At 42.9% G+C, this 14,463-nt stretch carries 11 protein-coding genes; 9 read left to right on the top strand and 2 right to left on the bottom strand.

Going from position 1 to position 14,463, the window contains the following annotated elements; translation table 11 throughout:
• On the bottom strand, positions 1-354 hold the full coding sequence (locus tag F6K63_RS20940) for a DUF433 domain-containing protein (RefSeq protein ID WP_287266237.1): 354 nt from the start codon (positions 352-354) through the stop codon (positions 1-3).
• A 243-nt stretch (positions 355-597) separates the two neighbouring features.
• Between F6K63_RS20940 and F6K63_RS20935 the strand changes: the two genes are divergently transcribed.
• From F6K63_RS20935 to F6K63_RS20905, 7 genes are all read left to right on the top strand, one after another.
• A complete protein-coding gene (locus F6K63_RS20935; RefSeq protein ID WP_131827145.1) occupies positions 598-792 on the top strand; it encodes a hypothetical protein in 195 nt (64 codons plus the stop codon).
• 682 nt (positions 793-1,474) lie between these two features.
• Complete coding sequence (locus F6K63_RS20930) at positions 1,475-2,914, top strand: NHLP bacteriocin system secretion protein (protein WP_287266235.1); 1,440 nt, start codon at positions 1,475-1,477, stop codon at positions 2,912-2,914.
• 147 nt (positions 2,915-3,061) lie between these two features.
• Complete coding sequence (locus F6K63_RS20925) at positions 3,062-3,271, top strand: hypothetical protein (protein WP_287266234.1); 210 nt, start codon at positions 3,062-3,064, stop codon at positions 3,269-3,271.
• A gap of 724 nt (positions 3,272-3,995) precedes the next feature.
• Positions 3,996-5,321: an ATP-binding protein gene (locus F6K63_RS20920; protein ID WP_287266232.1), complete on the top strand. Its 1,326-nt coding sequence runs from the start codon at positions 3,996-3,998 to the stop codon at positions 5,319-5,321.
• Positions 5,318-7,048, top strand: coding sequence for a tetratricopeptide repeat protein (locus F6K63_RS20915; protein ID WP_287266229.1), 1,731 nt, complete (start codon positions 5,318-5,320; stop codon positions 7,046-7,048). The genes F6K63_RS20920 and F6K63_RS20915 overlap by 4 nt, the downstream gene beginning before the upstream one ends.
• A 56-nt stretch (positions 7,049-7,104) precedes the next feature.
• A complete protein-coding gene (locus F6K63_RS20910) occupies positions 7,105-7,425 on the top strand; it encodes a HigA family addiction module antitoxin (RefSeq protein ID WP_287266228.1) in 321 nt (106 codons plus the stop codon).
• Positions 7,415-7,681: a hypothetical protein gene (locus F6K63_RS20905; RefSeq protein ID WP_287266225.1), complete on the top strand. Its 267-nt coding sequence runs from the start codon at positions 7,415-7,417 to the stop codon at positions 7,679-7,681. The genes F6K63_RS20910 and F6K63_RS20905 overlap by 11 nt, the downstream gene beginning before the upstream one ends.
• A gap of 404 nt (positions 7,682-8,085) precedes the next feature.
• On the opposite strand, the gene F6K63_RS20900 is transcribed toward F6K63_RS20905, so the two are convergent.
• On the bottom strand, positions 8,086-11,358 hold the full coding sequence (locus tag F6K63_RS20900) for a sll1366 family intein-prone helicase (RefSeq protein ID WP_287313045.1): 3,273 nt from the start codon (positions 11,356-11,358) through the stop codon (positions 8,086-8,088).
• A gap of 633 nt (positions 11,359-11,991) precedes the next feature.
• On the opposite strand from F6K63_RS20900, the gene F6K63_RS20895 reads away from it, so the two are divergent.
• Positions 11,992-12,183 carry a hypothetical protein gene (locus tag F6K63_RS20895; protein ID WP_287313044.1) on the top strand — a complete coding sequence of 64 codons (192 nt, stop codon included), beginning with the start codon at positions 11,992-11,994 and terminating at the stop codon, positions 12,181-12,183.
• On the top strand, positions 12,152-14,302 hold the full coding sequence (locus F6K63_RS20890; RefSeq protein WP_008185716.1) for a polyribonucleotide nucleotidyltransferase: 2,151 nt from the start codon (positions 12,152-12,154) through the stop codon (positions 14,300-14,302). Before F6K63_RS20895 ends, F6K63_RS20890 begins: the two co-directional genes overlap by 32 nt.
• Positions 14,303-14,463 lie beyond the last annotated feature (161 nt).

The raw sequence follows: 14,463 nt of genomic DNA, 5'->3' as shown, positions 1-14,463 counted from the left end.
TCATCCAATAGATATTTGAGAGTCATCAGCTTTTTTGATTACTTTTCGTTCTGCTCTCAACTTCCGCAATCGCAGCGCAGAGGTGGAGGGGTTAAGTTGCTGTGCTTTCAGTTGCTGGTGACTCCACTCTAGCCAGTCAGCAACATATTGGCTGACCATTTCTTTATTGTGTAGATAATAAAGAATAGTAGCGTAGACTTGTTCTAGATTTAGGGATGGATAGGTTTCCGCAATTTCTTCGGGAGTGCGGGCACGATGGATATAATCATAGAGAATAGTTTCTATTCCTATTCTTGTGCCTTTGAGCCGAATATCGTCCACACTTAGGAAGTCAAAATAGTCTTCTAGTTGCATTAATTTTCTTAGCTTATTAGCTCGTTATAATTAATAATTTTATCATCTCTTGATGATGTTGGGGTACAGAATTGCTAAAACCAAAAAGCAAAACCCCCAGCAAGAGCTACATAGGAAGTAAGCTCAATGCTGGGGTGAAAACAGCAACCGTATTGCCCGTGCCAGGTAATCAAAGGCTGATCGGCGTTGGGATGGTTGTAAATCAATTTATCGAGGCGAACCCAACGCCCTGGGATGGGTCAAATGGTTTTTTACCAATGCCTTAGGTCTGTGGTATTTTCAGGTATTCCCACCCCTCACATACCCATTCCCGCTCCCGCTATCGTCTCCAATTCACACAAAGAGAGTTTGGAGAGTTTCGAGGGTTTTGTGGTGGAGTTTGAGTTGACCGACTCAGAGTTGGGTCGAGAGTTTTGTGGTGGAGTTTGGTGGGTTTGATTGTTCTTCATTTTTTTTGCCGTTTAGTGGTAGTTTTAATGATGATCTGATCGATCCGTTGTAGGTGATCCAGGTTAGGTAAAGTAGGTTTGGACTGACTAAGTTGGGGCACCAGTTGCGCCCCCGCCCCAGGAGCGTAATTGCGTCATGCTCTTTATAACCAACTACTTTGATGCAGTTATTTACTAACCCATTGGAGATCAAACATAATACTATAATCAAAGAAATATAGCACTATTGTCAAGCAACTTTACAAAGTTTATTATATTTTACATAGGGTTAGCTAATCAATCGGATTTTGTTTGGAAGAAATTGTAATTGACAAAACGTGGGATATCTCAAGGAAGTCTGCTATCAACTATTAGCTATCAGCTATCAGTTATCAGCTATCAGTTATCAGCTATCAGCTATCAGCTATCAGCTAAGTAGGTGGGTTTAATTATCCGTAAAATAGCGATGGAGATTCAAAATGGTGAAAACCCCTTGAATACAACTTCCAGCTTCATTTTCGGATTCTGAGTTTTAACGTTTATTTATGCCCACCTACTTATCAGCTATCAGCCAAAAGCCTATGGCTACCCTACTTGAGGTGCTTTTGAATAAAATAAGCTGACGGCTGACGGCTGACGGCTCCCTGCTCCCTGCTCCCTGCTCCCTGCTCCCTGCTCCCTGCTCCCCGATAATGACTCAGCAAAAACCCCCTATCTTCCGTCAACAAGCCCTAGACCGATTATCTGACCCAGAACAGTTAGATCGGTTAATGCCAGTGGTTAGTCCCGTGGATTGGCTACCATTGGGGGGATTAGCGATATTCGGCCTGATCGGGGTACTTTGGAGCATAGTTGGGACTATTCCGATCACAGTCACTGGTAAGGGAGTGCTGATTAATCCCCGTCGGGTGGTACAGTTGCAATCTCCGATATCGGGACAGTTGGAATCTTTAACGATTCGCACAGGTCAATGTGTAAAAAAAGACGATATCCTGGGAATCATTGACCCGTCTGATCTAAAACAGCAGTTGCAACAACAACGGGATAAACTGGCTCAATTAAAGCAACAAATCGCAAAAATTACGTTACTGCGACAACAACGCACCCAGCTAGAAACAGCAGCAATTACTGGTGAACGAACGAGCTTACAACAACGGTTACGAGATACTGAAACCTTGACTCCCCGCCTCCAAGATCAAGGATTAACTAGCATCTTGAGCCAGCGTCGCAGCCTCCAACAACGGCTCAAAGATGCCCAAGAATTAACCCCAATACTACAACAGCGACTGGCCAAGCAACGGGACTTACAAAAACAAGGAGCAATTTCCTCTGAACGGATTTTACAAGCAGAACAAGACTATCGAGAAACCCGTCAAACTATCTCCGAGATTCAAGCCCAATTGCAACAGTTACAGGTACAGGAAACGGAACTACAACAGAACTATTTAGAAAATATCAATAGTATTACTCAAATTAAAGCGGAATTAGAAAAACTAGACACCCGTAGTAAACAACTAGAACAGGATAATCTGGAAGCTACCAATACTGATAATAATCAAATTCAGGACATACAGCAAGCCATCGCCCGATTGCAAAAGGAAGTTGCAGACAACAGTATTATTAAAAGTCCCCATACCGGATGCATTCTAGAAATAACGGCTACTGTGGGGCAATATCTCAACCCCGGAAATTCCCTGGGAAGCCTACAAACACCAGGTAAACCTAGGGATATGATCAGCGTGACTTATTTTGCTGTGGAGGATGGCAAAAAAATTCAACCGGGAATGGGGATTTTAATTACACCGGATACAGTAAAACGGACAAGATATGGGGGAATTGTCGGGAAAGTTACCGAAGTTTCTCCCTTTTCGGTGACCTCAGCAGGGGCGAATTCTGTGATCGGAAATCCAGAAGTGGTACAAAAATTAATGGGTGAGGAAGGAGGTAAAATCGAAGCGATCGCTAAATTACAACTTGACTCAAAAACTCCCAGTGGTTATAAATGGTCATCTTCCCTCGGACCCCCGTTGGAAATTTCTCCAGGAACCACAACAACGGTCAGGGTAACAGTGGAAGAGCGTAAGCCCATTACTTGGGTTTTACCTATTTTGAGAGAGTGGAGTGGGATATAGAAATTATCAATTGGGTTAGGTAAAAATCTTTAGGTTTTAGGGAACAGGGAACAGGGAACAGGGAATAGATAAAAAATCCTGTGTACCTGATTAGGCTAGAAACCGCTATATAATAAAACAAGTATAAATTTCCACAAAGTGATCGCTATGCCTACCTTAGATCTAACAGTTGAGCAAGTAATCATGTTAGTACAGCAATTACCTTTAGAGGGAAAGAAAGCTGTATTTAAGGTACTCCATAAGGAATTAATGAATCAAGAAAATCCTTGGCTCAAATTAGCGGGAAAATATCAAGATGATCCACAATTTGATGAAATGTTAGCTTACATTGAAGCTGAATGCTTACCTTTTAACTAAAAACAATATGTCCTAAGCTAGACTTACATTGCTATGATAATTTATTCATAATTTAATCCATCAATCCCTACCAATAGTATTTGTAAATAAATGTAAATAATTTAAATTACCCCTTGCCTTTTTGCCAGGAGTTATATATACTATATATATTGAGACTGAGACTAATAACCGCGCTGGTTAAAACCATTCACCAACGCCAGCGCGGTTTTCCTCCCACCTAAATAGGAGTTACTTCCATGATGGCAAAAATATCACAATTATCAATACAGCGGTTTGCAATTCACTCTTATCTGCTCTGTGCTCCCGTCTTGATGCAGTCGCTCATGGGGGAAACCCCCAAGACCGCGCTGCATCGCTGCTCCCTGCTCCCTAAAAACCCTATACTTTTGACTTGCGCGTAGGGCTATAAGGCTCAAGTAAGTAGGGTGGGCAAAAACCGGTTGATTGTTTTAATAATTCTAGATAATATCACTTTGCCCACCCTACGCACTGTTCCCTGTTCCCTATTCCCTGTTTCCTAAAATACCGAAAATGTATACCTCATAGCTATGATAACTGCTATATATTATTTTATAATAGGATCATTGACCAGGCAGCCATAGGGCAATTGCCATTTAATTTTTTCCATCTTCCCTACTCCCTACTCCCTACTCCCTACTCCCTGCTCCCTGCTCCCTGCTCCCTAAAAACCTAAATTATAACCCCTTTATCAACATCCACCCCCATGAGCTTAATAAAAAAAATCTACAATAAATTTCAACCATTTTATCCCTTACCAGCCAACGATCCCGCTTATGTAAACTGTAGTGAAGTCAGGGGAGATGACAATATTTTCCGGGAAATTGGTAAAACGATCATCTTTTCAGACCAAGCGACTTGTCAACTTTATACTGGACATCGGGGTGTGGGGAAATCAACGGAGTTATTGCGTCTGGAAGATTATTTGCAGAAGAATGGCTGCTTTGTGGTTTATTTTCCAGCAACGGAAGGAGATATTGATGAAATCGATGCTCAATATACAGATATACTTTTAGCTTGTACTCGTAATATTTTAGAGAAACTTAAAGATTATGCTGCTCCTAATCCGTTATTAAATTGGTTAGAGTCTCGGTGGACTGAATTAAAGGATTTGGCATTATCGGAGGTGGAATTTGAAAAATTAACGGTTGAAGCTCAAATTCAGATTTTTAGCAAATTGACTACAACCTTAAGACGCAATCCTAGTAGCCGTGAAACCATTAGAAAACAGGTTGATAATTATAGTGTCTCGTTGATTGCAGCGTTAAATGAATTTATTAAAGATGCTCAACATAAATTACCTGAGGAAAAATCCAACATAGTTGTAATCGCAGATAACTTAGATAGAATCATCCCCCTGGAAAAAGGGAATGACAGAACAAGTCACGAGGAAATATTTCTTGATTATAGCAGTCAGTTAACAGCCTTGAATTGTCACGTAGTTTATACAGTGCCAATTTCCTTAGCCTATTCCAGTCAAGCTACTGAGTTAAGAAATATTTATGATACTCCTCAAGTGTTACCAATGATTATGGTAAAAAACCGTGACAACAAACCCTATTCACAAGGATTAGATAAATTAAAAGAAGTTATTGAAAAAAGAGTTCACTTAGTTGACCCTAGGATTGATATTGATACACAAATCTTTGATAGTCAAGACAGTCGCATTGAGCTTTGTGCTATGACTGGTGGTCATGTGCGAGAGTTGATGCTATTAATGCAGTCAGTAATGCGTTATATTGATGATTTTCCGATTACTACAAAAATAGTGAGGCGGGCGGTTAGTGATGCCAGAGATAGCACCTATCGTAATGCGGTTAGTGCTGAAGAATGGCACAAATTAGCTGAAGTTTCTGTTTCCAAGACTATCCCTAATGATGAAGACTATCGTAGTTTGCTATTCCGTCGTTGTGTCTTGGAATATCGAGAGTTTGATGGAGAGGGTAATCCTGTGCGTTGGTATGATGTTCACCCTGTAATTGAAGGAACACCTGAGTTTAAATCTGCTCTTCGTGATTTAACTAATCAATGAATAAAATGCTTACATCCAATTCAACAACATTTAAATCAGATGAACAAGAATCGTATCTGAGGTTAAAACGCGATTTATCTTGGCGTGAAGGCTTTGGTATTTTATTTGTGCGGTGTACTCCTGTGCAAGAAAATTTGATATTTGAAGAAATTAAACAAGATATTAATGATAAAACCGTTGATGTTTTAAAGCTAGACCATGCTATTTATAATTTATATGATTTGATTGAGCAAAAGGTTAACGACAATCCCATTGATATTTTAGTGATTAGTGGCCTTGAAAAATCGTTAGCGTTAGACGATTATATTAAACGTACCCTTGAAAACCCTAAAAAAGCGTATCAAAGAGAGGCTTTAGCCAGCTTATTAGGTCATCTCAATTGGCAACGGGAAAGATTTAGAGATAATTTTAATTGCTGCTTAGTGTTTACCGTTAGAAAATATACTTTAAGATATTTAGTCCGTCGTTCTCCTGATTTTTTTGATTGGCGTTCTGGAGTAATAGAGTTTCCTGTAGATAGAGATATTGATTTACTTAAATATTATACTCCCCTTCAAGCTGATATTGACCAGGAAAAACCACAGCAAGTATCTCAAGATATAGTTCATAGTAGTGACGAGTATTATGACTTGTTGAAAAAGCTACTATTACTAGAGTATGAAAATGATGGTGATTTACAAGCTATTCATGATGTAGTTGACTCTAATGCGGATAAATTAGATAACTCGTTTGCCAAAATTTTAGAACAGTGGCTCCTTAAGACTTGTGCTGATCTAAATCCTGAAGAAAAAGAAGCGATTGCCGATATAGTAGAAAGTCTTTGTCTTGATATTGCTCAATATAATTCAGGAAAAAGTGCCAATAATTTAGAAATAGCCATTACTGGATTAGAAACTGTTTTACAATTACGTCCCCGGGAAAATCTATCCCAAGAATGGGCGAAAACTCTAAATTATATTGGTGCTGTTTATAGTTATCGTATTGTTGGCGACAAAGCACAGAATATAGAAGAGGCGATCGCTTGTTACCAACAGGCTCTTAGAGTTTATACCTTTGAGGCTTTTCCCGAAAAATGGGCAATCACACAATATAATCTCGGTATTGCTTACGGTAACCGAATCAAAGGTGAGAAAGCACAGAATATAGAAGAAGTGATCGTTTGTTACCAAGAAGCTCTTAGAGTCAGAACCTTTGAGGCTTTTCCTGAAGATTGGGCAATGACACAATATAATCTCGGAAATGCTTACTATTACAGAATCAAAGGTGAGAAAGCACAGAATATAGAAGAAGCGATCGCTTGTTACCAAGAAGCTCTTAGAGTTTATACCTTTGAGGCTTTTCCTGAAGATTGGGCAATCACACAAACTAATCTCGGTGTTGCTTACTGTAAGCGAATCAAAGGTGAGAAAGCACAGAATATAGAAGATGCGATCGCTTGTTTCCAACAGGCTCTTACCGTTTATACCTTTGAGGCTTTTCCCCAAAATTGGGCAACTATAAAAACTAATATGGGTGTTGCTTACGCTAAGCGAAGCAAAGGTAATAAAGCACGGAATATTAAACTGGCAATCGCTTGTATTAAAGAAACTATGAAAGTTTATACCTTTGACAATTTTCCTGAATATTGTGTCAGGCTAAACCGATTAAAATTTAGATTAAAGTTTACATATATAATCTCAAGACTACTATCCAACCTTAAGAAGCTTTTAGGGTTAAAAAAAACTTGATTATTTTAAGAATTATAGATAATAACAATTTGGCCACTCTAGGCAACTAAACACTAATGACTACAAAACTTCCCCCTATTACTCCCGGTGACATTCTTCTAGAAGAATTTATCAAACCATTCGGCATCAGCGAGAATCAACTGGCTCAGGATATCCATGTACCTGTAACACAGATCAATGCCATCATAAACGGCAAAAAAACCATTACTACCGATACAGCCCTGAGGCTAGCCAGATATTTCGGTACTACTCCCCAATTTTGGCTGAACCTCCAACAACATTATGAACTTGAACTAGCCGAAGCAACCCTGGGTGATCAGATTTTAAAAACGATCAAACCCCTCGCTTCTATTGCGGCAAATGAATATGAAGCATAAGCTATCAGCTGTCAGCTATCAGCTTACGGGCATCTTGCTGGAAGGGACATCAGGTGTGGAAGGGGCATCAGGTGTGGAAGCGATGCAGCGCGGTCTTGGGGGTTTCCCCCATGAGCGACTGCATCAAGACACTGGCATCTTGCCAGTTTCATGCTTATTTTCGGGCGGGCAGGATGCCCACTCTACTCTTATTCATTCCTTAATTCAGCCCATCTTACCCAACTGCTGGTGGGCAAAAACCCTTTGGTTCTTGTAATAATTCTAGATCATAGAATTTTGCCCACCCTACACACTGGTGGGCTGCTCTTGTTCCCCCCAAAGTTGGGGGGCTAGGGGGGCAAAATTCAGTATCAAAAAACTTTTCAAATATCCTCTCAGTATAACTCTTAAAAAGTCCCCCTTATTAAGGGGGATTTAGGGGGATCATAATCAGGAATTAACAAAGGTGAATTGCTCCCTTTCTGCGGGTGCATCTCTATTTTGCTGTTTGACCCGGTGGTGCGTTACGGGACGGACTATCCCAACCCTGGCTACCGATAAAATCAGCCGAGCCCGTCCCTAACACACCCTACGCACTCTTGCCTTTTGCCTCTTGCCTCTTGCCTCTTGCCTCTTATCTGTTCCCTGTTCCCTGTTCCCTGTTCCCTGTTCCCTACAAAATTAATCATCAATAACCGCACTCCGGTCAAGCAAAACCAAATCGCGCAATTGTTCCGTATTCATTTCCGTCAACCAATCTTCTCCAGCATCCACAGTTTGTTCTGCTAACTGTTTCTTACTTTCAATAATGTCATTAATCTTTTCTTCCACAGTGCCAGTACAGATAAACTTATGGACTTGAACATTGCGTTTTTGACCAATCCGAAAGACGCGGTCAGTAGCTTGATTTTCCACGGCTGGATTCCACCAACGGTCTACATGAAACACATGATTAGCTCTCGTTAAATTCAATCCAGTGCCACCGGCTTTCAGAGACAGAATAAATATCGATGGACCATCCGGGTCATTCTGGAACCGATCAATCATTTCCTCCCGTTGTTTCTTACGAGTTGCGCCATAGAGGAATAACACTTCCTTGCCGAATTTTTCCTCTAAATAGGGTTTCAGCAATTTCCCCCATTCGGAAAATTGGGTAAAAATTAAGCCACGGTCTCCCTCAGAAATCGCCTCTTCTAACATTTCTTCCAACCGTCGTAACTTACCCGACTGCTGGCTAGACATTAACGAATTATCCCCTGTTTTGCCTTTAGTCTTTTTCCCTTTACTGTCTAACAGTGCCGGATGATTACACAGTTGCTTGAGTCTCAACAACAAGGTCAAAATCATGCCCTTGCGCTTAATCCCCTCAGCTTCTTCAATTTGTGCTAAAGAATCATCCACCAACTGTTGATAAACCGTAGCTTGGGCTGCGGAAAGACCACAAAAAACATTCATTTCCTGCTTTTCGGGCAAATCTTGAATAATAGACTTATCGGTTTTGAGGCGACGGAGGATAAAGGGTTGCACTAGCGATCGCATGGTCTGCAAGGAATCCCGGTCGCCAAACTTCTCAATCGGTACAGCAAATCGACGTTGGAAGAATTGGCGATCGCCTAAATACCCAGGATTGAGAAAATCGATAATTGACCACAATTCCGACAACCGATTTTCCACGGGAGTACCGGTTAAGGCAATCCGAAAGGTAGTGGAAAGTTGCTTCACCGCTTGGGATTGCTTAGCGCTAGGATTCTTAATATTCTGAGCTTCATCCAGCACCACCCCCTGCCATTCCACCCCATCCAGGGTAGTCGCATCCCGATGTACTAAGGAATAACTGGTAATGATCACCTGCTTAGTCTTAACTGCCTTAGCAAAGGCTTTCCCTTTGGAGCGTTTATCCCCGTGATGCACAATAGTTTTCAGGGATGGCGCAAATTTCTTTACTTCCCGTTCCCAGTTTCCTAGCACAGAAGTCGGACATACCACTAAGCAGGGTCCATTCAGCATACCTTCTTCCTGAAGATGCAACAGAAACGCAATCAGTTGTGCGGTCTTACCAAGGCCCATATCATCCGCCAGACAAGCACCCAAACCCCAACGTTCCAGAAACGCCAGCCAGCCCATCCCTCTAGCTTGATAGGGTCGCAATTGCCCCTGAAAACTAGCTGGTTGAGGAATCGGCTCCAGGGATTGATTCCCCTGTAAATTAGTAATTAACTCTTGCAACGCTCCCGATGCTTCAAACTTCACTACCGGTAGTTTTGCCAAAGTATTATTATCACCAGTAGTGATCCGCAAAGCATCCTCTACCGACAGAGTCATGTTATCGGTCGAACCCTTAAACATCTCTTGAGCTGCCCGGACATCAGAGGGTTGTAACGCCATCCATTCCCCATCCACCTCCACTAGGGGTGATTTGAGTGCCATCAAGCGATTAAACTCCCGCTTCGAGATGGTTTTATCTCCAATCGCCAGTTGCCACTTAAACTTCAGTAAGCTTTGGAGTCCTAACCGTTGATTCTTCTTTTGTGGTGGCACTTCCGCCAGAAGACTAATTCCCAAGCGTTTGGCTCCCGTGCCTGGTTTCAATCCTGGTGGTAAGACAATACCCAAGCCATTGTTTTGCAACCGCCATGCACTAGCCCTAATGAACTCATACACATCTACTATGGTTAGCTCACAAAACTCAGGACGGGATTGGTGTAAGCTCGGTTCAATGGGAGGATAGAGTCGAGTCGCTAATCCTAACCCTTTCAGGAACGTTTCCTGAGGTTGTTCAATGGTTCGCTGCTTAATCTCCAATCGCTCTCCTGAGTAATTCCAGATCGTTTCCGCATCCACCACCAGGTCTGGGTCATCAACCGCTTGTAAGCCATAGGCCAAGCACCAATTCTCTTGGTCAGAGGTAGGAGGCTTCAGGATAAAACAAGTGCGAAACAGATTTTGCCTCAATCTCTTGGACGTCGGTGTCACTAAATTCTGTTGCACCGGAGTGTTCCAAGTAGACAGTGCTGCCGCTAATCGACCTAGGGTTGTTGACTCTAGCCCTAGGGTTTCTGAATTAGAAGACAAATTAGAAGAAAGCGATCGCAACCATTCCACCATCGGTGATTCTACTACTGGTACCGACTCACCCTTGACAAAATCCCGCACCTGTGTATTAACCACACTACTCAAGAATCCCAGTAGCAATTCCTGAGCCTTAACCAAATCGGTTGCAGGTTGAAGGTTCAACTGTGGAGAAGTAACCTCTTGTGGATAAGCACAGCAAGCCGAGGGCATGAGCTTGATATACGTTTCTAGACGGACTTGATCCGTAGTACTATCAAGCAGAGGTTGCCAGCAAGCCCTTACCTTACCATCAGGCAATCGGTACACTCCTGGTAAAAACTTACCCCGACTCAGCAGATCGAAGCTCCACCGCATCACCTGGGACCAAAAACGCAACTCCCCTCCTAGGTAGCCGTCTGAGCCTTCAAAGGATCCAAGGGGTAAAGCTTGCAGAAATCTTACCGCTGCCATCGGTTCCAGACTTACCCCTTGCACTTGCCATGGTTGCAATTCCCACTGGGTAGCCTCTGCACTATCTTGTGAACTATCCTTTGTACTATCTAAAAACACTTTGGTAGACAGCACTGGATAAGCTGGTTCACCTTTGGATGATGGTTCAGTAGGTAAGAGAACAATTTGAGACTGCCAGCGGACGTGATGCTGTTGAGCTGCACGCTTACGACTACCTGAACGAGCCTTCTCAGACACCTCTAAAAATTGACCGATGGACAGACGATGAGAATCTAAAAAAGACGTCAATTCTTCCTCAGTCATGGCAAACGGGTGACATGACATATCATTGGCAGTTGTTGATATCTGCGCCTTTGTGCGCCAGGTTTCTCCCCAAATAAATAGATGACCATTAGTTTCCCCAGATATCCAACTGCCATGTAACGTTGCCATAATAATTTTTGTGTCTTTTTCTGTTATTTAGTCCAGGTTTTGTCGATCAAGTTTGCTGAATTTATACCTTAGGATTAACCGGTGTATCTCACTTTTGTAAATTTTGCGTAGGGTGCGTTAGGGGTGGGATCGCCCTGATTTTCCGCTTCTTCGCCAGGTTTGAAATAGCCCACCCCGTAACGCACCACCGGCTCAAACAGCTTTTAGGAGATGCACCCGGATTAACAGCTATCCTATCTGATTAATAGATTTTATAACAAAGGTAACAGGAAACAGGGAACAGGGAACATAAATTCTCACAATTATTAATTTAGGATTGCTATAGGTAATTGAGGTAAGCAAAATTATTAGTCTAGCTGATCAGGAGATATTATCCTAAGATAATTTACCGATGTATTAAAAGTTATTTACTTAGTAACAAACTGGAGATACCCTACTAAAAAATGGTTAATTATAAAGTAACATTTATGGCTATTAGTGAGACTATTCAGTAGGATTCAAATTATTAAAAACTGCTGAATTTACTCCACAACAAATTTGGCCACTTTCAAAAAGAAAGCAACCGTAGGCCTAAAGCAGTTGACCCATTAGCCTAACACCATAAAAAAGTATAGCGTTTACTAGTCTAATCAGGTGCATAGAAATTTTTTCATTGCTCCCGACTCCCGACTCCCGACTCCCGACTCCCGACTCCCGACTCCCTACTCCCTACTTACCACCCCCCTGAGTGATAAATGCTACGATTGCGACAGAACGAGAACAGTGATCAAACAAAGAAGGAAAAAGTACCGAAATGGTAGAGATAGACAAGTCAATATCCTTTGATGGACGGGATATTAGACTCAAAGTAGGTCTGCTTGCCCCTCAATCTGGTGGTTCAGTAATGATACAGTCGGGGGATACAGCAGTTCTAGTGACAGCAACTCGTGCCCCTGGTCGAGAAGGGATTGATTTTCTACCCTTGGTGGTTGACTACGAAGAAAGACTCTACGCAGCAGGTCGGATTCCAGGTGGTTTCCTAAGAAGGGAAGGCCGTCCTCCAGAAAAAGTTATCCTAACTAGCCGTCTCATTGACCGTCCCTTACGTCCCTTATTTCCCAGTTGGCTACGAGATGATATACAGATTGTAGCAACTACCCTGTCTATGGATGAACAAGTACCGCCAGATGTTTTGGCAGTTACTGGTGCATCAATTGCTGTGTTGCAGGGCAGCATTCCCTTCTATGGACCGATGGCAGCTGTACGGGTAGGGTTACTCGGGGATGATTTTATGATTAATCCCACCTACAAAGAAATCGAAAACGGCGACTTGGATTTAGTCGTGGCTGGTTCCCCACAAGGGGTAATTATGGTAGAAGCCGGTGCCAATCAATTACCGGAACAAGATATAATCGAGGCCATCGATTTCGGCTACGAAGCGGTACAAGACTTGATCAAAGCCCAGCATGACCTGCTTGAGGAGTTGGGAATTGCAATAGTGATTGGCGAACCCCCAGCCGTAGACTCGAATCTAGAAGAATTTATTCGCGTCCGCGCCACTGACAAAATTAAAGGTGTCCTCTCGCAATTTGACCTGGACAAAAATGGTCGGGATGTTGCCTTAGATGAGATTAAAGACAGTGCTGTCAAAGCAGAAATTACCCAACTCAAAGAGGATGACCCGATCCGTGTAGCGGTTAATGAAAATAGCGCATTAGTCGATAAGCTGTTCAAAAGCCTCACCAAAAAACTGATGCGTACTCAGATTGTGGAAGAAGGGGTGCGCGTGGATGGTCGCAAGCTAGACCAAGTGCGTCCTGTCTCTTGTCAAACCAGTCTATTACCTCAGCGAGTTCATGGTAGCGCTTTGTTCAACCGAGGACTAACCCAAGTCCTATCCACGGTTACCTTGGGAACACCTGGAGATGCCCAAACTCTAGATGACCTTAACCCAGAAGATGAGAAGCGCTATCTGCACCACTACAATTTCCCACCCTTTTCTGTAGGGGAAGTCAAGCCATTGCGATCGCCCGGACGGCGTGAAATTGGTCACGGAGCCTTAGCCGAACGAGCATTAGTCCCCGTGTTGCCCCCTCAACACGAGTTTCCCTATGTGATCCGGGTAGTATCGGAAGTGCTCTCCTCCAATGGTTCCACCTCCATGGGCTCGGTTTGTGGTTCAACACTGGCCTTGATGGATTCAGGTGTACCGATTACCAAACCGGTTAGTGGTGCAGCCATGGGTTTGATCAAAGAAGGAGATGAAGTCCGCATTCTCACCGATATTCAAGGTATTGAAGACTTTTTGGGTGACATGGACTTCAAAGTCGCCGGTACCGATACTGGCATCACGGCTTTGCAAATGGACATGAAAATCACTGGTCTGTCCATGGATACCATAGCCCAGGCCATTGAGCAAGCCAAACCAGCCAGACTGCATATCCTAGAAAAGATGCTGGCGGTGATTGACACACCCTCCACAGACATGTCACCCTTTGCTCCTCGCCTCTTAACCATGAAGATCGATCCGGAGTTCATCGGTACAGTCATTGGTCCAGGGGGTAAGACAATTAAAGGAATTACCGAGCAAACTGGGGCAAAAATCGATATTGAAGATGACGGTACAGTTACCGTATCTGCTATGGATGGGGACAGAGCCACCAAAGCTATCAATATCATCCAAGGCTTAACCCGCAAGCTGCATGAAGGGGATGTCTATGTTGGTCGTGTCACCCGGATTATTCCCATTGGTGCCTTTGTGGAAATACTTCCTGGCAAAGAAGGTATGATTCACATTTCCCAACTAGCTGACTACCGAGTTGGCAAAGTGGAAGATGAGTTAGCGGTAGGAGATGAGGTAGTTGTCAAAATACGGGAAATTGACAACAAGGGTCGTCTTAATTTAACCCGTTTGAACATTCATCCGGACGAAGCTGCCGCAGCACGGGAAGCAGCAGCGTTATAACCTAGCTAGGCTAGCTAGATAATGGTGAAGCGTCAGGAGCAGGGAAGCTTCTCAAGACTATAGAGAACAGATGTAGAAGCCTCTGGGGAGTTGGGGGAATAAATTGACCCTACTCTGATGATGCTTCCCTGAACTTACCCTAGGAGTATCCTGTGATCAGG

It is taken from the genome of Moorena sp. SIO1G6 (assembly GCF_010672795.1).
In the GTDB taxonomy this organism is placed as follows: domain Bacteria; phylum Cyanobacteriota; class Cyanobacteriia; order Cyanobacteriales; family Coleofasciculaceae; genus Moorena; species Moorena producens.
This window is presented reverse-complemented; position numbering and strand designations above follow the sequence as displayed.